This is a genomic window from Metallosphaera tengchongensis (assembly GCF_013343295.1).
GTDB lineage: Archaea > Thermoproteota > Thermoprotei_A > Sulfolobales > Sulfolobaceae > Metallosphaera > Metallosphaera tengchongensis.
In genome coordinates, this window is record NZ_CP049074.1 from 2,099,351 (window position 1) to 2,118,892 (window position 19,542).

At 44.1% G+C, this 19,542-nt stretch carries 22 protein-coding genes; 7 read left to right on the top strand and 15 right to left on the bottom strand.

Annotated features, from left to right (window positions below; all coding sequences use genetic code 11):
* Positions 1-111: 111 nt before the first annotated feature.
* The 11 genes from GWK48_RS11725 to GWK48_RS11005 all read right to left on the bottom strand — a co-directional run bounded on the left by GWK48_RS11725 (position 112) and on the right by GWK48_RS11005 (position 11,482).
* Complete coding sequence (locus GWK48_RS11725) at positions 112-240, bottom strand: hypothetical protein (RefSeq protein ID WP_281359971.1); 129 nt, start codon at positions 238-240, stop codon at positions 112-114.
* Positions 241-620: 380 nt separating this feature from the next.
* A complete protein-coding gene (locus tag GWK48_RS10960) occupies positions 621-902 on the bottom strand; it encodes a hypothetical protein (RefSeq protein ID WP_217451756.1) in 282 nt (93 codons plus the stop codon).
* Between the two features lie 320 nt (positions 903-1,222).
* A complete protein-coding gene (locus tag GWK48_RS10965; RefSeq protein WP_174632230.1) occupies positions 1,223-2,452 on the bottom strand; it encodes an HD domain-containing protein in 1,230 nt (409 codons plus the stop codon).
* 20 nt (positions 2,453-2,472) lie between these two features.
* On the bottom strand, positions 2,473-2,817 hold the full coding sequence (locus GWK48_RS10970) for a hypothetical protein (RefSeq protein WP_174632232.1): 345 nt from the start codon (positions 2,815-2,817) through the stop codon (positions 2,473-2,475).
* A gap of 608 nt (positions 2,818-3,425) precedes the next feature.
* Positions 3,426-3,986 (bottom strand): dTDP-4-dehydrorhamnose 3,5-epimerase, encoded by a 561-nt coding sequence (gene rfbC / locus GWK48_RS10975; RefSeq protein ID WP_174632234.1) that lies wholly within the window; start codon positions 3,984-3,986, stop codon positions 3,426-3,428.
* Between the two features lie 15 nt (positions 3,987-4,001).
* Positions 4,002-4,958: a dTDP-glucose 4,6-dehydratase gene (locus tag GWK48_RS10980; protein WP_174632236.1), complete on the bottom strand. Its 957-nt coding sequence runs from the start codon at positions 4,956-4,958 to the stop codon at positions 4,002-4,004.
* Positions 4,943-5,989: a glucose-1-phosphate thymidylyltransferase gene (locus GWK48_RS10985; protein ID WP_174632238.1), complete on the bottom strand. Its 1,047-nt coding sequence runs from the start codon at positions 5,987-5,989 to the stop codon at positions 4,943-4,945. Before GWK48_RS10985 ends, GWK48_RS10980 begins: the two co-directional genes overlap by 16 nt.
* Positions 5,986-6,810, bottom strand: coding sequence for an SDR family oxidoreductase (locus tag GWK48_RS10990; RefSeq protein WP_174632240.1), 825 nt, complete (start codon positions 6,808-6,810; stop codon positions 5,986-5,988). Before GWK48_RS10990 ends, GWK48_RS10985 begins: the two co-directional genes overlap by 4 nt.
* A 132-nt stretch (positions 6,811-6,942) precedes the next feature.
* Positions 6,943-8,493 (bottom strand): hypothetical protein, encoded by a 1,551-nt coding sequence (locus GWK48_RS10995; protein ID WP_174632242.1) that lies wholly within the window; start codon positions 8,491-8,493, stop codon positions 6,943-6,945.
* A 668-nt stretch (positions 8,494-9,161) separates the two neighbouring features.
* Positions 9,162-9,434, bottom strand: coding sequence for a hypothetical protein (locus GWK48_RS11000; RefSeq protein ID WP_174632244.1), 273 nt, complete (start codon positions 9,432-9,434; stop codon positions 9,162-9,164).
* 638 nt (positions 9,435-10,072) lie between these two features.
* Positions 10,073-11,482, bottom strand: a complete 1,410-nt coding sequence (locus GWK48_RS11005) for an oligosaccharide flippase family protein (protein ID WP_174632246.1) — start codon at positions 11,480-11,482, stop codon at positions 10,073-10,075.
* A 247-nt stretch (positions 11,483-11,729) separates the two neighbouring features.
* Here GWK48_RS11005 and GWK48_RS11010 point away from each other — a divergent pair, with 247 nt between their 5' ends.
* The 5 genes from GWK48_RS11010 (at position 11,730) to GWK48_RS11020 (ending at position 13,742) form a co-directional block, all read left to right on the top strand.
* Positions 11,730-12,710: a hypothetical protein gene (locus GWK48_RS11010; protein ID WP_174632248.1), complete on the top strand. Its 981-nt coding sequence runs from the start codon at positions 11,730-11,732 to the stop codon at positions 12,708-12,710.
* A 341-nt stretch (positions 12,711-13,051) separates the two neighbouring features.
* On the top strand, positions 13,052-13,183 hold the full coding sequence (locus GWK48_RS11730) for a hypothetical protein (RefSeq protein ID WP_281359972.1): 132 nt from the start codon (positions 13,052-13,054) through the stop codon (positions 13,181-13,183).
* 104 nt (positions 13,184-13,287) lie between these two features.
* Positions 13,288-13,416, top strand: a complete 129-nt coding sequence (locus GWK48_RS11735) for a hypothetical protein (protein WP_281359974.1) — start codon at positions 13,288-13,290, stop codon at positions 13,414-13,416.
* Positions 13,407-13,553: a hypothetical protein gene (locus tag GWK48_RS11015; protein WP_174632250.1), complete on the top strand. Its 147-nt coding sequence runs from the start codon at positions 13,407-13,409 to the stop codon at positions 13,551-13,553. Before GWK48_RS11735 ends, GWK48_RS11015 begins: the two co-directional genes overlap by 10 nt.
* Positions 13,554-13,577: 24 nt before the next feature.
* On the top strand, positions 13,578-13,742 hold the full coding sequence (locus GWK48_RS11020) for a glycosyltransferase (protein ID WP_246263954.1): 165 nt from the start codon (positions 13,578-13,580) through the stop codon (positions 13,740-13,742).
* A 111-nt stretch (positions 13,743-13,853) separates the two neighbouring features.
* Here the strand turns inward: GWK48_RS11020 and GWK48_RS11025 are convergent, their stop codons facing one another.
* The 3 genes from GWK48_RS11025 to GWK48_RS11035 all read right to left on the bottom strand — a co-directional run bounded on the left by GWK48_RS11025 (position 13,854) and on the right by GWK48_RS11035 (position 14,854).
* Positions 13,854-14,072, bottom strand: a complete 219-nt coding sequence (locus tag GWK48_RS11025) for a hypothetical protein (RefSeq protein ID WP_174632252.1) — start codon at positions 14,070-14,072, stop codon at positions 13,854-13,856.
* Entirely contained in the window at positions 14,072-14,428 is a 357-nt protein-coding gene (locus GWK48_RS11030; RefSeq protein ID WP_174632254.1) for an FkbM family methyltransferase, read from the bottom strand. Before GWK48_RS11030 ends, GWK48_RS11025 begins: the two co-directional genes overlap by 1 nt.
* 117 nt (positions 14,429-14,545) lie before the next feature.
* Positions 14,546-14,854: a hypothetical protein gene (locus GWK48_RS11035; RefSeq protein ID WP_174632256.1), complete on the bottom strand. Its 309-nt coding sequence runs from the start codon at positions 14,852-14,854 to the stop codon at positions 14,546-14,548.
* 223 nt (positions 14,855-15,077) lie between these two features.
* Here GWK48_RS11035 and GWK48_RS11040 point away from each other — a divergent pair, with 223 nt between their 5' ends.
* Positions 15,078-15,491 (top strand): glycosyltransferase family 2 protein, encoded by a 414-nt coding sequence (locus GWK48_RS11040; protein WP_174632258.1) that lies wholly within the window; start codon positions 15,078-15,080, stop codon positions 15,489-15,491.
* 2,297 nt (positions 15,492-17,788) lie between these two features.
* On the opposite strand, the gene GWK48_RS11045 is transcribed toward GWK48_RS11040, so the two are convergent.
* Positions 17,789-18,235, bottom strand: a complete 447-nt coding sequence (locus GWK48_RS11045; protein WP_174632259.1) for a hypothetical protein — start codon at positions 18,233-18,235, stop codon at positions 17,789-17,791.
* 394 nt (positions 18,236-18,629) lie between these two features.
* Between GWK48_RS11045 and GWK48_RS11050 the strand changes: the two genes are divergently transcribed.
* Positions 18,630-19,520, top strand: a complete 891-nt coding sequence (locus tag GWK48_RS11050) for a glycosyltransferase family 2 protein (protein ID WP_174632261.1) — start codon at positions 18,630-18,632, stop codon at positions 19,518-19,520.
* Positions 19,521-19,542: the final 22 nt, after the last annotated feature.

Consider the following 19,542-nt stretch of genomic DNA (forward strand, 5'->3'; position numbering starts at 1 on the left):
GCCTCTTTCCCTTCTTCCTGGCACTTCCCTAGCTCCGTTTCTTGACTTTCTCTGCTTCAGCCCTTAACCAATCTAACTCAGCAACCTCCTTTTGGAAGTAGAAGTCCGCCTTTACGGTAGAGCCAGGTAGGGCACCACGGTACCGTCATTCAAGGTAACTGTACCCAACATGTTTACACCTAGCTCAATTGAGGCTACGTTGTTACCTTTAGGCGAGGCTATTTTATCCGTCCCTCTCACCGTGGACTATGAGGGACTCCGTCGTGGGCTTACCAGACTTCTTTGTTTTGACCCTAGGTCGACTGGTATATGTGAGTAGGGCTTGTGGTCCATGTGTACCTCTAGCCTACCTTGAGTGGCAGACCTTAACCTCCCTGTAAAAGGCGTCTCCATCTTCCAGTCCTTCAGAACGGGCAAGTGTCTTTCCTAGTCTACTCCGTGGCGGTCCTGGCTAGCTACGAGATTAACTTCCTCTTCCCCTGTCTTCCCAGTGACCCGGTAGCGATACGTGATCGATGAAGGGCAGTAGACTGTCTTTATTCTTCGACGACAAGAGGAGGGAAGACCGAGCCTCATTGTACTCCTGCAGTACGGCTTGTGTGTTGGCAGAGCCCGAGACACTATTGTATCCCCGTGTATTTCTCCCATGTACCCTTCAATTCTACTCCCATCTGTTGGAAGGACTGTTGTCCCCTCTCGTAGTTTACCCCGTTGTATAGTCTAGATGAGGCGTCTCCTAAATTCCTCAGTTTCCTCAGCTGTGCCCATCTAGGGGAAGACCAGACAGTTACAGCGTGGAGACTCCCTTCAAGTATCGCGGAAGAGATCGGCTCCAGCTCCTCATATTCTTGGGGTTGACCATAAGTCAGTGCCACGGAAAAAGGAGTTAAAAACCTTACCAAGCCTTAAAACGCGGGTTTTTCCTTTTCCATTTATAATCATCACGAAAAAAGGAGAAGGTACTGTCGTACAATCACCCTGATGATGTCGAGGCTATAACGGGTATGGGAGGGCGTTAGTGTGGACCGCTTTTGCTCAAGTGGAAAAGTATTGATCGTAGGAGTGGTTTTTAACATACCATCTTCGGAGTTATTTTAGTTATCTCGTCTGATAAGTCCTCGACCGATACCCCAGACCTATAGGACTGGTTAGAGTTAATAAAGATATTTCATATATGGAGTAGAGATTTTGAAATATAGAGCCCGTTTATCTGAGTAACACTTTATTTTTTCAAAAACTTTTTTTCAAAATCATTGAAATAGTCATCCTTTGTATAACCGATAATTATCCTACGTCTCAGTGATGGCACGTTAACGTATTTACTGGCATTGGTATTACTTAAATTGATCTCTCCGTTACCGATCGAAAGTTTAACTTTATCTATGGGCATATCAACGTCCGCTATGTAGACCAATAAGTTGCCTTTTAAAGTGATTATAAAATTGTACAACTTCTCTTCCTCCTCTTTATTCTCCATAGTACTAGCAAATGTATCGGCATGGGTGTCTTCAAGGATGAATTTCTTATATTTTTTCCTCTTCAGTAATATATCATAAAAATTCTTATAAATTCCATCTTGGTCTTTTTTCTCTCTCAGCTTACTTAGGACGTAATCGTCAGTTAAATTAAAAAATTTTTCACAGTCCTTCACGCCTTCAACAGGTATTGTCTGATCTTCAATCATATTCGCTAAAGTATAGGCAAGAGCTGTGTCAAAAATGCCCTTGACCGGATGGTTATATACAGCGCTGTACATGTGATACCTCGCCATTAAGAGGTGCTCCAGGTCGTCTCTCCCCTTTGTCCGGAACACGTAATTCCCATTTCTATCGATTTCCATAACTTCAATAATTCTATCTAGAGAGATCTCTCCGTATTTGACGCCAAAATAATAAGAGTCCCTTTGCAAATAATCCAGCCTGTCCGCGTCCAAGGTAGAGCTGATTACAGCCTTTACCAACTGTTTAGATGCTTCTTTTTTAACGTAAATCTCCTCCATTAGCTTAGCCAGTCCTTCCTCCCCAACGCAATTTCTAAGGACATTAACTCCTATTAATTCGTGAAATTTAGCATTAACTTGATTTCCAATAAAGTCTCTATACATTCTTTCATCAATATATTGAAGGAATTTTAGAGAGTGCTCAAAGGTATGAGAGAAGGGCAAATGACCTATATCGTGAACTAAAGCTAACCTGCTAATTTCATTCAGTTGATCATCGTTTACGAAACCGTTCTTTCTCAATTTCTCCAACATGAGTTTAGCAACGTGATGTGCACCTAAACTATGCTCAAATCTTGAGTGAGTCGCTGATGGGAAGACTAAATATGCAAGACCGTTTTGTCTAATGTATCTCAGCCTCTGAAAAAGGGGACTATCTACTAAGTTTAAATCGCTGGCTTCGACTTTTACATACCCATAAATGGGGTCTCTTATGTGCTTGCCTACTGACATACTATAATACTCATCATTTTTCACTTATATTTTTCTAAGATCTTTATAAGATCTTCCTCATCACGATTAAAATCAACTTTATCACCTGCTAATTTATACCAAAGTTTCCTAGCTGTACTCCTAGCTGTATTCTCGATAAATGTTGGATCCGCATTAACGTTAACACATTGATCTCGACTGGAATGGTCAAAATTTCTTATGTAGTCCACGTAGTGTACACCGTCATTAGTCGGCTCAAAACCACTTATGTCTTCTCCTCTCTGTGCCGTAATTATAAAAGCTAAAGCGTGGGCCACCTCTTCAGGATACTCCTTTTTTAAACAATTTATCAGGCTCGTGATCCTAAACCTCTCGAACGTTATCATGAAATAAATATTGGGCACAGAATGCTTTTATGCGCTTAATTTCGTATTACACTATACAGAGACTTTACCGAAAGTAGACTAACCCCTTCATCAATCTAGACCGCTCGACACGTCTCTTAGCTCAGCCGTATACTCTTGGCTAGGCAGGTTGCTAAGTACCGGGCCTGGTTCTGTCTCTCAATTGTTATGATGACGTAGACCGAAGGTAAGCTGCTGCCCTAACTTCGTCAGTTTCCCTACTTTCACGACCGTTCCTACCTCGTGTAGGGTGTCATGTGGGCACCGTCCTAAGTCTTGACTACCCTTACCTCACCCCAAATCAGCCCCAGCAGAGCCCTATAGTCTTTCCTAGGTATAAGGAACTTCTTTTGGTCAAAGTAGTCGTTCTACAACCAACTTCCAATGCATGAATCTGGCCTCCTCCCCTTCCTGCAAGGTTTGCCGTCCCTTTACCATACAGAAGTCTGAGGTCGAGAGGGGCAGGGTATCTACCGGTCAAGGATGCCCAGATCCCAATATCGTATATCTTTCACCTTCGTGCGCGGACTAGGAAATCACATGCACTCAGCTATGGGGAAAGGGTCACATTTCGGGAAGGACGTGATCCCTCAACAGAGCCCGTCTCCGTACTCGAAGTTCGCCTTGGAGTCCCTCAAGAGTGGCAGTCCCCTGTCCTTCTCCGAGAGGACCAGCCCCTCGACCCTAGGCCACTCCACCCCTACTTCTGGGTCGTCGTAGCGTATGCCCGAGTCGTGCTCCTTGGAGAACTCCCTTGTGACGAAGTAGACCACGTGCGAGTCCTCCAAGGCCAGGAAGCCGTGGGCGAAACCAGCGGGTACCCACAAGAGCTTTCCAGGGGTCAGCTCAGCGGAGACCCACCTCTTGTAACTAGGCGACCCCCTCCTAAGGTCAACAGCCACGTCATATATCCTCCCAGAGACTACAGAGACCAGCTTCCCCTGTGGTACTGGTTTCAGCTGGAAGTGGAGCCCCCTCAGTACCCCTCTCCTAGAGAAGGAGTGGTTCACCTGGACGAAGTCGCAGGGGACGTACCCCCTGAAGTCGCTCCTCTTGTAGAGCTCCTCGAAGTGCCCCCTCTCATCCGAAAACTGCCTCGCCTCTACCAGGACGACCTCCGGGACCTCCAAGCGCTTGAACGTGAACGGCATGACCTCACCCCTCCCTCATCTCCAGGGTGCCTCATCCCTGAAGAACTTGTCGTCCAGCAGTGGCTCCCACCACCACCTGTTCTGTAGGTACCACTCCACAGTCCTTGAGAGCCCCTCCCTCAAGGGCATGACCTTGTACTCCAAGGAAGGCTCCATGCAGTACCTCCTGTCGTGGCCGGGCCTGTCCTCCACGAACTTCACCTTCACCTCTCTACCCATCACCTCCCCTATGGTCCTCACCAGCTCCAGGTTCGTGACGGGCTGTCCCCCGGGTAAGTTGTACACCTCACCTCCCCATCTGGCTGACCCCTCCATCACGTCAGCCATGGTCCTGACCGTGTCCTCGACGTAGATCCAGTCCCTCTCCTGCCTCCCGTCGCCGTAAATTGGGACCGGGAGCCCCGAAAGCGTCCTGATTATCACCTTCGGAATCATCTTCTCAGGGTACTGCCTGGGGCCGTAGTTGTTGGAGGGCCTCACCACAATCGCCTTCACCCCGTAAGTCCTTACGTAGGCCTTGACAAAGAGGTCCGCTGACGCCTTTGAGGCGCTGTAGGGCGAGGAGGGGTTCAGTGCCGCGTCCTCGTCTGCGCACCTTCCATCCCCGTAGACCTCGTCCGTGGACACGTGGACGTACTTGAAGTCGTACTTCCTTGAGGCCTCCAGCACGTTCAACACGCCTAAGACGTTGGTCTCCACGAACCCCCTGGGGGAGTAGATCGACCTGTCCACGTGCGTCTCAGCGGCGAAGTTCACCACCACGTCCACGTTCCCGGAGAGCACCTTGTCCAGCGCCTGGGGGTCCCTCACGTCCCCCCTCACTAACGCGTGTCCAGTCCCCACCAAGTTCTCCGTCCTACCCGCATAGGTCAACGCGTCAAACACTGTCGGGGTGACCCCCCTCCTGTTCACCTCCCTCACGAAGGCTGAGCCTATGAAGCCAGCCCCTCCAAGGACTACAAGGTTATCCATGAGTTCTCACCTACGACCAGCTTGTGCCACCTGTTCCCCTTCCTTATCACCGCGTTGTTACCGATCAGCGAGTCCATCAAGAAGACCCCTCCTTCCACCTTCACGTTGTCTAGGATCACGCTGTGCTCCACTTCGCTCCCCTCCACCACGCAGTTGTCCCCTATTGAGGTGTAGGGCCCCACATATGAGTCCTTGACCACGGTGTTCTCGCCCACGTACGCTGGTCCCCTGACCACCGAGTTCTGGACGAGGGCGTTCCTACCTAGGTAGACCCTCCCCTCCACGCTGGAGTTGACTAGTCTCACGTTTTCCTCCACCCTCCTCGAGACCTTGGCGTCGAGCAGGAACGCGTTGGCCTCCAGTATGTCCTTGGGCGTCCCCGTGTCTTTCCACCACCCGTCGGCTACGTCGTAGCTCACCTCGAGCCCCCTGTCGACCAGGCCCTGGATCGCGTCGGTTATCTCCAGTTCCCCCCTCCAGCTCGGCCTCAGCCCCTCTATCACGTCGAACACGTTGTCATCGAAGCTGTAGACCCCCACTAGGGCTAGGTCGGATATCCTCTCCTTTGGCTTCTCCACCAACTTGACGAGCTTACCCTCCCTTATCACAGCGACCCCAAAGCGGGAGGGGTCCTGGACCTTCGCCAAGAGGATGGACGCGTTAGACCCGGAGGAGGCGAACTTCCCCAAGTCGTAGTTCACCACGTTGTCCCCTAGGTAGACCAGGAACCTCTCCCCCTTCACCAGTCCCCTGACCCTGTAGACCGCGTCGGCTAGCCCCCTGGCCTTCCCTTGGTAGACGTAGGTTATCCTGACCCCGAAGCGGCTACCGTCGCCGTAGTACTCCACGACCTTGTTGGGCACGTTGTCGCCCAGGATGAGGATGACGTCCTTTACCCCAGCGTCCCTTACCTGCTCCAGGGCCCACTGGGAGATAGGCTTCCCAGCTACCTTTATCAACTGCTTAGGGCCCGTGTGGGTCAAGGGCCTGAGCCTAGTACCCTGCCCCCCGTGTAGGATAACAGCCTTCATGCTACCACCATGTGCTTCAGGTTCTCCTCTAGGGAGTAGAAGTCCACTGATACCAACTTCCTCGCCCTACTCACGTCCAGGGAGGAGTCGAAGGGCCTCTTCGCCACCCAACCCCTCACCTCGTCCACCTCCTTCACGTTCTTAGGCAGGTCGTAAGCCTCAGCTACCCTTAGGGCGAGCTCGTAACGCGAGACCCTCTCTCCAGCGACGTGTATGACGCCCGTCCTCCTGGTCTCCACCAGTTCCTTTATGGCCTCAGCCAGCAACTTGCCTGAGATTGGGGAGTAGTACCCCTTGAAGGCCAGGACTTCGCCACCTTTCCTAAGTGTGTTGTAGGCGTACACGGGGAAGCCCTTGTGCCTGAACACCCCAGAGGTCCTCACGACGAGCGAGTCGTCGTAGGAGAGGGCGTAGGCCTCCCCCACCAGTTTGGAGAGGCCGTAGTAGTTCACCGGGTCGGGGAGGTCGGTCTCGGCATACATCCCCTTCCCACCGTCAAAGACGTAGTCCGTACTCACGTGAAGGAGGTAAGCCTCCACGACCCTGGAGGCCCTGACCACGTGCCTCACCGCCTCAGAGTTGACCTTCATAGCCCTCTCCCTGTCCCTCTCGCAGCCGTCCACGTCCGTGTAGGCTGTGGCGTTCACCACTACGTCCGGCCTCACCTTGAGTATAAAGTCCTCAAGTACCTGGAAGTCAGTGACGTCTAGTTTGACCCCGCCTGGGACTTCGGAGGAAGAGTAAGTCCTTATGGCTTCTGGGAAGAGGCTGGAGAGCTCGATGCCCAGCTGCCCAGAGGCGCCCAGTATCAGGGTCTTCATGTCGTTTGATATCTGTAGAAAATAAAAATGCTTTTCGGTTTCCCGTCGCGTTCCCCGTCGCTTTGCCATCAGGTCAAGGACCTTAAGACCATGACTGGCCTCCCCACCATGCGGGGTTTTCCTTGTCTTTTATCAAGTTTTTGCTAAACCTAGGACGAAGGCTATGGACAGGGCTAGACTAATTTCATACATCAGTCCCAGGAACTCTTGCCTCCTCCCCAGCAGGTACCCGACAACAAAGACGGATATCGGCAAGAGCACCCCTAAGGGGACGTGGACACCGTATACCTCCACACCTAGAAGGGCGTAAGGGTACAGGACAGTCGCTGGGGGCACGTAGGAGAATATGGTCGGTACCTTGAACCTCTGGAGAAAGTAGGCTATTGCAGAGGAGAGGGAGGTCACGGAAAGCTCTAGGGTCGGGTGGAGTGCGGCGACCAGAATAGGTACTAAGACGACCAGGATGTTTAGCCTACTGACTAACTTGTACCCACTGATGGGTATGTAGGGGTACCTCAGGAGGAGGGAGAGCAGGACAAGGAAAAGGAAACGGAGGTAATCCTCCCTGTAGTTCAAGAGGGTGAACAGGGCCAAGGACAGCGCAAAGGCTATGTAGGCTAAGGTGTAGTAATAATAAAACAGTACCAACACTGTAGACACTACAGTGACCCCCACTACGGCGTAGGTCGCTAACCGCATATAGTCCCTCGTAATGAACGGGATAACTCTGAAGACGTACCTAGAGGAAAGAAAAACTATTGAAGACACTATTGAAGATATTACTGAAACAAATAAAACATCATAAATACCGTTCACGAACAAGTAAATTGATAGGAACAGAAAGGTCACTGAAGAGACTAAAAGCGCCCTCTTCTCCACCTTGTAGAGGGGGAAGAGGAATACAAAGGCCGGAGGGAAAAAGTAAGAGAACGAACTTACCCCCATAGCTAACAAAGAAGATGTCAGAACCCTCGTGGATGACAGGACCCCCTTCCTCCTCAACAGGTACGGGACAACGGCCACTGGGATTAAGTACAGGCCGTACTTTACCCCCTCAGTGTAGAACATCAACCCTGAGACCACTATTGAGAACGGGAAGAACATACCGAGACCTATAGAGAGCAAGACTGAAGGTAGGGTTAAGTGTACCAAGGGGAAAACTACGGAGCCCAAGGAGAGGTAGTGCTCCCTCCTTATCTTAACCCTGGGCTCAAGGAGGGCACTGACTACACCAAACAACAAGTAGAAATACGCAAGGTCCCCGTAGTCCACCCCAAGGGCTGAGATGAGGAGAAGCAAGACCCCAGAGACTATGGTCCCCCTATAGTCCAACCCTATGAGGAGTATTGAGACCAAGGAAAGGACATAGTAATCAAACTGTCCAAAAGGGAGGAAGGCCACGCTCAGAGAAAACAGGGCCGAAGCTATAGCCTTGTCATATTTTGACAAAAGCGTCAAAGGGAAGAGAAAAGTTAAAAACACAGCGTTTTCCCTTACGAAGGGGAACAGGAAAGAGACGAGAAAAGCTAATCCCGACACGACAGGAAGAACCTTCCATTCTTTCTTTAGTACGAGGAAGCCCCCAAGTATTAAAGAGAGAGGGAGAAAATATTCAAAGTGCAGTAAGGAGATACCGAACAACGAAACAGCCAAAAGCTCTATCAGACCATGTTTTTCTCTCACGGCATCATGCTAACAGTTTAACTAATAAAATTTTAGCTTACAGCAGAGCGATAATAAGAAAGGCGAAAACCATGGACAGTAACGACTGCTCTCCTTTATAAAGAGAACTAGACTTGTCATTCTTTTTCTAGCTCCCTACTATACGTGATCCCCCATCAGTTAGGGTATACATCTCTTGTGTGGGGCGTGATGAGGGAAGGGAACCCAAAGCTCACTATTGGGATGACGTCATGGTCCTCATAACCACATGGACAGCGGAAGTACCTATATCCTTCTTTTTTTATTTCCTGACTTCCTCCCCGCCATGAAGGAGGCTTCTTCCATTTTGTGACCGCACTTAGGACAAGATGTAAGGGGTAGCTGGGGTCAACGTAGACTACCTTGAACCCGTGTCTTTAAACTACCGTTCAATCCTACTACAGTCTACGGTACTGCATAGGGTAAAGCTTGTCCCTGGACCCAGGGTGTATCTTTCACATTTCTGATGAGGTCGTTGAGGTCTCAAGGAAGATACGAGACGTCCTATGAGTTAGGAACTTCGACCGCTCCCCAACTTTTCTTAAGGGATCCTCTAAGGTGTCCCTAACCTTCCTGTGGCACTACCTTATCTTGTTAAGGATTCTGTCCTCTTTCCACCTCTTCTCGTACTTCTGTAGCGACTCAACTAATCATTTATAGTAGTGGGCGTCCTCTAGTCTGGTCGGTACCCTGACGTACTTTTCGCCCCCTTTATCTAGTACGAGTTCAGCTATGATGTTGTCTACGACGCCGTCCTTAACTCCTGGTCCTTTCCAGTCCTTGAGGAAGGGGACCTTCAAGTACCATTTTCCATCCCTCAGCGACAACCTAGCCTCCCTCACTTCCCAGTCATTGTATCCTGACAGGTTTCTCGGGTAGCCTTCTATTGACAGTTCGCCAACTCCTGCTACCCTTACGCTCATCTTGTCGAATTCATTTGAAAACGATAGGGTTGGGGTCAACGAAACAGAGACGTTGCGTCACTCGAGTACCTACCACATGGGCTGTTTAACCAGGACTTATACTTTGCGATCGCATCCCTATAGCAGTCTTGAGCGACTTTAGACGGTAGACCAGACCACCTTGGTGTTTCGTAAGTACCTTTGTGTGTCTTTCAAGAACATCTTTCGCGTATCTCTCAACCAAGAGAGAACGAAACGTAAGCGTTTTTCATTCCTTTCAATTATGCTGAGCAAAGGGGCGGTGTTAGATCTCATTGACTGTAGCTCTGGCGTTCCCACTCTTTTTAGCCCTTCTTCAATAAATAGAGTATAAAAAGATTTATACCCTTTCTCATCCCCGCCCTGTGAGGCTTTCCCTACTTTGTAACTTTAAACATAACACTGGACCTAGATGCCAATGGAACTGCTCAATACCAGAGCCGTCATGAAGAGAACTTTGAATTAAATAAGAAAATAAAGATGAAAAGGGAAAAGAAAAAACAAAGGACTATTATTTTCATCTTTAGATAAAATCTTTAACAATTTAAGCTCCGTACTGTAGTGCCACAGTTAGCAGGGTGGAACCACGGACGTCCCGGACGAGACCACCTAGTCCTACTCTAGCTCAAAATTCTCAAAACTTGATATATAAACATTAACCTTCTAGGTAGGAAACCCCTTATTAACTCTACGTCGCTCCTCTCGATTATTCCCAAAAACTTGAAAATGACAGGCAAGGCCAAGAAGAGCACTACATCTAACCACTTAGGGTCTATAAAGACCTCGTAAACCCCGACTAAAGGTAAGAGAGATAGGACCACGTAGTCCTTGAGAGTCGGAAAGAAGACCTTAGTCCTTAAAGCGTAAAAAATAGTAAAGAGAGAGCTCACTATCGCCACAATAACTTGAGAGATAGCCCCACCAATTATCCCAATCCTAGGAATGAGCAAAAATGAAGTGAACAAGACCGTTGAGGCATTTAAAAGGATGAGGACGAGGAACGGTCGTAAGTCCCTCTTGAAGGCTATAATGAAGTTAGTTAAAGAGCCAATTGGGAAAGCCAAAACAGAGGCTACGAACAATAGGACGAAGGCTGGGATACCAGGAGCGTATTCCGGAAAGAGATGTGAAATCATTATCTCACCTAAAGGTACAGACAACACAATTACAAGCAAAGTAAGGAAAGATATAACCCTAAATGATATAGAGCTCATCCTCCTCTCGTCCTTACCTAGGGCCTTGTAGAAGGACGCAGCGGGCAAAATGACGTTAGACAGGGAGCTTAAGAACGTTAAGGGCACTGAGGCGACCAAAGCAGAGAACTGATAGACCCCTAAGTAATAAGAGCCCAAGAGGTAAGCAGTAGTAACCCTGTCCCCCTGTGAGGACAAGAATGAAGCGGAACTGGAGAGGAACAAGGGTAGCCCCCCCCTAAACGCTCTCCCCAAGAAGTAGAAGTCGAAGTGAGGGGCGATAGGCCCCCCTAACCTCCTCGTCAAGAAGATGTAGTTGAGGGAGACTGAGACCACTCCGCCTACAGTCCATATACCTATAAACATGTAGATATCGTGTAGTAGTACTGCTATTATTGCTACTCCCCACCTAATGATGAGGAATGTGATTCCCGTTATGGCGTTCTCAGTGAACATGTCCATACCCAGCATTATTGATGACTGGACAGCTCCAAACAAGTAAAGGAAAAGGTAAGGGATGGCCAACCCCACGTAAGTCGGGAACAGGAGTAAGACGAGGAGGAAGGGTATAGCTAGGAAGGGTATAGCTAGGAACTTCGCAACGTAGGCCTTATGTTCATTTTTAGCGTAAGCGTACGCCACTTCCCTAGTGACCATGGCATTAGGGATGAAGAAGAAGACCGTGAAGACGATGACCTCCAGTAGCTGTATGATTGCCACTTTACCAAAGAACTGTGGGTTAGTAATCCTGGCTGTAATGACGAAGAAGACCAGTGCCACTATCACGTTGACCGTGGTCACGCTCAAGGACTTAAGCCAGTTCTTTACCGGGTTCATTCGCTCGCCGTATTCTATTTCAGTGATTTTAAGGCTTTCCATTACTAAAGCTGTGTTTCACACATAGCTATTCCTCACCCTCTAAAGTGCTATCTGACCTCCTCCCAGTCCTGCGAGGTTTGTCCTTCCTTTGTCATTTGTTTTAGCTTACGCAAAACGGGGATTTTGACTAAAGCTATCTTCTCGTTAAATTTGTTGTCCTTTTTATAGTAAAACTTTAATAATCTCATTAGTCAGTTTATCTAAAATGAGGCTTATCTTACCCTTTCTCCTCTTACTGCTTGTTGTTGGCAGTATAACTACGCTGTCCTCTACTGTAGTAGTTAATTACCCCAGTAGCGCATATTTAGGGCAAGAGATCACCATACACTTCCAGCTCTTGAACAATCGCATCAACTCCACGGACTTTCCAATAATTTCCTCTGGCGTAGAGGTCATTCACAACGGTAGTGAAGATGCTTACACTGGGGCTTCTCCCTATGGTGGCTATTTGTTGTTTCCAGCTAACATATCTAGGAATACAACAGAACTAATCGTAACGTTTGTTGGTGAGTACCATACTAACTATGGGAATGATCCAGGGATTGTACTTTATGGAGGTAATTTTAAACCACCCTTACCTGATGGAGATCAAAGTAACTTTAGTTCAGTACTTATTACCTTTGCTGGGAAGTTATCTTATCATATTAATGGGAGCTGGTATTACCCTTTATCTTCTTTGCCTTATTACGGTACACTTATAGACAATTGGCTTAACGTTAGTACCCTAGTAAACTATACAGTAATTTCTGAGGAACATAATGGCTACACATTTGTAAAAGATATGTTTATAAATGGTAAGGAATTTGTAATAAACTACTTGACCACTGTACCTTGGAGCTTCTCTTATGTAGGAATAAGGACGGACACGCCTAACACCTTGATAATGCCTTTAGGATTTACTCTATCTTCTCCCTTGTCACATCAGCCCTACGTAGTTTACGTTAACGGTAAAGAATACAATTCAGGCTATACAAATAATTTAAGTCAAGGCAGTATATCATTGAAGGTCTCCTCACTTCATGAAGTTATCAACATAACATTTCCTATGGCTCATGAGTATAAGATTATTACGATTAGCTCTAGTCAAGGAAACGTTAAAGTAAGCTATCCTATTTTGCCCATGACGTTGTTGCTCTCATCCGTAGTGTTAACTGTTGTGTCATTGATAATAAGAAGGAAGACATAAATACTAAATTTTCGTCTTTACTTGAAGATGGAAATAACGTTTGGATGGGCGGTATTCCTCTTACGGGTGGGAACTATTGCATTCTAGAGATCTCAAATAAGTTAGCAAGAAAAGGATATAACGTAAAGATTGTAACGTCAGGTCAAGAAGTCTGGTTCTATCCAAAAAAAGTAGAGATATTATAGTCTAGTGAACCTAAATTCCTTAAGATTGTTTCAAAGTTTCTGCAGTTAAAATATAAGCAAATAAAACATGATAAAGGGTTTGACTACTATCTTATACCTTCGACATTTTTTAGTAAAGTAGTTGGCAAAAGAGTAGAAATTAACGCAGACGAAGACATGAGCAAGATAATCCCGGAGTCAGATTTAACAATAACTGGTACTCCCAAGGCTTACATCTGGAGTTTTACGTCAAAGAAGTACAAGAAGTATGCCATCCTCATACTGGCCAGAGTACACTTACTTGTATAGTAAAAACATAAGGTGGTATCTTTATCTTTTTTACGCCTTATGATTACTACATTGCGCTATCGGAAATAGAGGCAAACCTAGTTAAGTAGACCGTAAAAAGGAAAATGAAGTTATTCATAGTCAGGGCAGGTATAGATACTCAGCTTTTCAAACCAAGAAGAAGGGATAATGACGACGTGAAGGTCATGGCAATCCTGAGACTAGATCCCACTAAAGAGCTGAAGTGGCAATAAGCACACTAAACCTTTTGTCTAAGTATCTAGATTTTACTCCGATCTTAATAGATTACGAAGCGTTAGAGAAGTTCAGAAGCGTGATCCGCTTTAAGTACGAAGCGTATAAACTTGTAAGCCAGGAGAAATTGGTCTAACTATACAATAGTGCCTCAGTATTTCTGTTCACCTCTAAGTTAGAGGACTATACTCTAACTCCACTTGAAGCTATGGCTTGTGGAACTCCAGTAGCGATAACAGATAACGCGGGCAGCAGGGCTTACGCAGTCAATGGATACAATGCTTTAATAGATGATACACAGTCTCCTGGAGGCTGGCAGAACTGATACAGAAGGTAATAAAGAACGAGAATCTAAGAGAAGGACTTGTAAGGAACGGCTTTGAGACCGCTAAAATGCACGACTAGGAGATAATAGTTGATAACTGGGTGGAAATGCTTAAAGAGATAGAATGAGAGATAAAACGATGAGGCTATTGCTTTTCTTATGTGTAAAAATTCCTAAATAACTTACGCCAGCCGTTCTTTCAGTCTCCCTAACCGTACACTTATAACCTTCCTCCCTTAGCCTTTTAATCAACTTCTTGTACGAAACTCCCGTCATGAAGGCGTGGTGTTCAAAGATTATTTTCTCAAACCCTATTTCATCGCTGTTCATTATGACGTCAACCTCCACCCCTCGCAGTCCATCTTCAGCAAATAGGGGTCTTTAACAAGCTCCCTCACCCTCTTTAGGGGGTATAATGGTTCCTCTATGTCACCCTCATCAGTAACATGAAAAACTCCGCTTTTGTCTAAATCAATGACTGAAGGTACTTTTATTGTACCGTCTTTTGACCCTACGTCTGCATTAATTAGTGCGACCCTGTCCTCTAGCCCGTTCAGCTCAACGTTCTCTAGTGCTACCTTATACACAGAGGGGAGAAGCTCAAACCCTATAACCCTCTTTGCATCCTTCACCGCAAAAAATACAGCTGTATCACCTATGTAAGCACCTACGTCCACTACTTCCATGCCTTTAACGTCCACGTTGGATTGTTCTTGTACTAATATCGCAAATAAAGCAACTTCATGTCCTTTCAGGAACTTTACGTCGTATTTTGGGTAGTACCAACAGTTGTTCTTCTCAATCTAACCACTAGTGATGAGTAGTGTATTACCGATTGAGCTAGTATCTATATTATCAGATCCGTAATATACTTCATCACCTTGAATGTAAAACATGTATGAATTAAAACGAACTGGATCGACCTGCACTAAATTAACTAATCTTTTGACGTACTCTAAACTACAAATTCCTGAGCTACCGTCCTTAAGCTCTACGTAAATTTGCTTACTACCTTTTCTCACTTGCTGAAGCACGCTGAGCCAGTTTTTACATACCATTTGATAGGTTCTAACGCGGTTGAGAAGACCTAGTGCTTGCTGAAATTGCCCCATTGCTATTAACTGATGTAACTAGTTAAAATGTTTCCTCAAATACTTTAATACGAAGTTTAAAATTCATATGACATCAGTATAAAATCTTAAACGAGAGAAAGCTTAAAGTTCTTGCCAATTCAAAGTTTACATTTGTAAGTTAAAAAACTATCCATAATTAGACGGACTTGAGTCTAATAAAGTTTACTAGAAAACTTAAAAACTTATATCTTCTACTTTTAATGTGGAAATAAAAAAAGATGATGTTGTAATTTCAGTTATAATCACTGCTCATAACAGGAGGAAATTCTTGAAGGAAGCAATAACTTCTGCACTAAATCAGGAATTTGACAGGAGTAAGCACGAGGTAATCGTGGTGAAGAACTTTGAGGACCAAGAAATAGACAGTTTCATAGAGGAGAAAAACGTCAAGTCCTTATATACTGAGGAGGAAAAGTCAGGAGGCGTGCAAAAGGTAGGAGCTGAGGAATCAAAAGGAAGCATAGTCTGCCTCCTTGATGACGACGATAAGTTCCACGAGGAGAAGTTAAGGAATGTGTGCCACTCCTTCACTAGGTATAAGGACTTAACTTTCTACCACAACAACAGGGTTGTGATATATGATGAGGGAAAGGTCTTGCTCACTCCAGAGGTTTGAGAGGAAGAGTACACCTCTAGCTATAACGAGAAAGCCTATGCTAGCTTGATAAAGAGAATTACTTGGTCTAACAATGGCTTCATTTGTGTCAGAAAGGACGACATTGTATTAAGTCAATTAGGGCAAATGAACCTATTGGTTGACCTTTATCTACTCTCTAGCGTATGATTAACCGTAAACTTATCCTTTCAGACCACACTCCACTCACTTACTAAAGAGTACACGGTAGTAACGCTTCCTTTGGTTTTAAGGACTTATCCACAGAATGTAAATATAGAAAGAGAGAAGTAGATAATTTGTCTAAAATTTATGAGCGGAGCAAGGACAATAAGGAATTCCCTTACGCGTTTTATTACCTTTATTTTATTGACACAAATGGAATTACGATATTCTTTGTCGGGATAAAAGGTTTGAGGTTTTAGCGGAAGGTTTGAGGATGCTGAGAAACCCTGTCTTGCCTAGTAAGTCAAACAAATATGTATCTGCATCTCTCTTGAATTTATTCCTTCATGACTTCGTGAAGAATTACTTAATTAACCTAAGATCAGAATACAATGGAAAATACCAAAATGGGTTGTAGATGTTAGGGAGAGAGGTAGTCCCTAATGCTTCATCTAAAACGTTTCATCTTTCTTGGCAAAATGAAATTTTAGCTAAGTGGATTTCTTCTTCACTTTCTCTCTTTAATCATGGAACTGGAGCTAAGCTAATCCCTATCTATGCAAGACGAGTTAATGGAGCGAATCAGAAACTCTCTCATCTATGTTAGACTCATTGCTTTATCTACTGGCAACGCTTTCTTCAGACTATTAGATTACTCAAGCCTCATAGGACACTCAAGATATTGTAAATACCATCAAAGCTTTTAAAGATACAACTAACCCTATTACGTAAGCTAGCTGATTATTTTACACAGTTCGATAAGAACTACGCACTAGGTGGAGCGTATAATTACGCCGTAAAGATGGCTAAAGAGATGGGGATTGAGTACGTCATGCTCCTAGATTAAAATAGTAAGATCTTAGACAACTTTAGGCCATCTAAGGTGATCAAGGAATATAAAGAGGCCGGAAAAAATCCTAGGAATTAGGGCACCAATTCTAAGCGTCAATTTGTCTAACACTTCAATTAAAGGTAAACTAGACTCCACCAATTTTTTTCATAACTAAGGCTGTAGTTAACGGCGGAATGATCGTAGAGACAAGCCATGGGCTATCTCGGCCCTTCCTTGAGCCTCTATTTTTAGATTGGTTCGACACTGAGTTTTGTCATAGGGCTTCTATTTTAGGGCATAAGATCTTAGTGTATAAAGATGGAAATATAGATCATTCTCCGGGAGAAAGGAGAAAAGAGCTCTCTTCGAAATGTGGTAAAACATTATACTTAGCCTTGCGCTTACTACACCGTTCTGAACCAGATAAAGAAAAATACTAATATTATCTATATTACTCAAATTTTCTACGTTATTCCCTTGTGCTTAGAAACGATATTTATTTTATATGGAATATAAATTTCGCTTTTTGTTATCAAATCCTAGAATAGTCATAGGGAATATACTTTTGCTTTGTGAAGTATTACGTTTTAGGAAGAATCTAATTTTGGTTATGAGATCTTTTAAGTATGGATTAAGTGGTGAACTGGATGAAGGAAATAATATGTTATGGTCAGAGTTTGAGATCAAAAATAGTTATGTATAAAAAGTTTACTTGTGTCTATTCTGATCTCACTTATAGTCAGTATAGCTGTAACATGTGTGAACAACAATCTCATCCATCTCTGTAAAATTTTTAGCTCTGCTAAATGAATTATAATTTCAAATCCTTCTTTAAGTGCACGTTTAGTAGTCTATCCAGCCAATATAAGATGAATTTCCGTCTGAATAATGTTAAAGTCATATAAACAGTGAAGTATAATGAATAAAATGTCTAACTCTATGGAACAAGACATTGAAAGCCGAGTTGTCCTTTTGGATGGAATTATATATCGATTTATAACACTTTACTAATTTTGAAGTTAAGGTTAGGGCTATAGATTCATTAGTATACTCAAATTGTTTATGGTTATAATTAGTGGATTAAAATATGGGTGTTTTCATTAGGTTATGGTATAGATCTCTACCATATCCTTCTCTAAGATAATCAGTCATTATAGAGAGGAAAAGAAGTAACAAGTATCTCCTATGCGTACTGTATGGCTTAAACGTGTTAATGAGAAGATCTACTAGTGTTCGCCACCACTTTTCACCTCTATATCTATGGAAAAGATTGAGGTAAGCAACATGAAGCGATTTATATTACTTAAGCAAATTTAAAACTTGTTTTTGTAAAATACGTCATCAGCTCCCTATACGAATTTATATACGCTAACATTAATTCAGTACCCTTATCACTGTGAGTAATCATGGTTTTTAAAGCAGAATCGTTATGGATTCTATAAAGCACTAGTAAATCGTTAGTCACGGTTATAACTCTAGCCTTCTCCAAGGCGCAGGGAAACCAATATATTTCTACGTTGATGCCCGCGCACTCCAAAACGCTGATACAATCAAGGGCTAGTCTCTTAGATATTGCTGTACAGCTATTATACATGTCAGGGTGGAAATTTTTTAAAATGTATTTTAAATATTTGTATTTTAAATATTTATCTCTACTGAAATAGTTTATACTACGGGTTACTCTCTTCCTCGGCGTTATATCTCTTCCTTCTTCGTCTATAAGTGAAAATCCGTTATGGAAGAAATCCATGTCGTTCCTAGAAAAAACTTCTCTAGGGATTTCCGGCTTCTCTCGTAGAAATAGATCGTCATCTTCTAGAAAGGAAATTACATCATCGTTTGCATGTATAATTCCCTTGAGGTGCTTAAAACCTAAGGAGGGAGAGGATTCTACTATTCCAGTACCTCCAATTTCTTTAATCTTCTTATCTATTCGATCATCTTAATAATCCTTAACCACTGTTATCTCGTCCGGTGGCTCCGAGGATCTTAGAAGTGAATCTATAGCGTCTAAGATGAACTTTTTTCTTTGATGGGCAGTTATTATAATAGTCAATCTGTCCTTCGTATTCTTTACCGTTACTAAGAAAAGGAAATATTAAACCTTTATTATCACTTGCAACGTAATCAGGGTTAGGATTGAGATGAAAGTTACAGTTGCAATACCGACATATAATAGAAAAGAAAAGTTGAAAAAGCTACTTCTCTCTCTGGAAGAATCTAATTTTAGGGATTTTGAGGTTATAATTGTAGATGATGCGTCAAGCGATGGAACTGATAAGATGATAAGAGAGGAATTCCCCGATGTAAGGTACATTAGGCATGAAAAGCCTACTTTAGTTGCTAAATCTAGAAATGACGCAATAGAAGCTAGTAAAGGAGAATATATCTTCTTCATTGATGATGATAACGTTGTTGAAGGGACAACAATTGAAAAGCTAGTTGAATTCTTAGATAACCACGAAGATGTAGGTGTTGTGGCGCCAGTTACATGTTGGTACACCTACCCTGACAAAATTATGTATGCAGGTGCCATACTATCTAAGTTTACAAGGAGAACAATACCACTGTTTTCGGGGAGACCTTGTAAAGAACTTGAGGTAAAAGTCATAGAGGCAGATATTTTCGCTAACAGTTATGCTATAAGGAGAGAAGCGATAAACAAAGCTGGTCTGATCCCCTGGAAAAGAATCCCCTGGAACGGTGAGGACGGATATCTACACTACAAAATCAAGAAGCTAGGTTATAGAAATGTAACACTAGGATCTGCGAGAGTATATCATGACGTTCCGATATCAGAAGGTATTAAGAGATATAATAGAATGAGACTCTACTATGCGATAAGGTCTAAGATAGTTTTTCACAAAGATCTAGATGAGGACTTACAAAAGTTAACCTTTTACTTATCCACGTCAGCGTATCTTGGTTATTATCTCTACATTGCTACAAAACTTAAGTGTGAGAAGTGTATAAAAGCAGTTCTTCAAGGTTATATTGATGGAATTTTAGACGGTAATGAGCTAAAGTATATATGATAAATATATGGAGAGATATCCT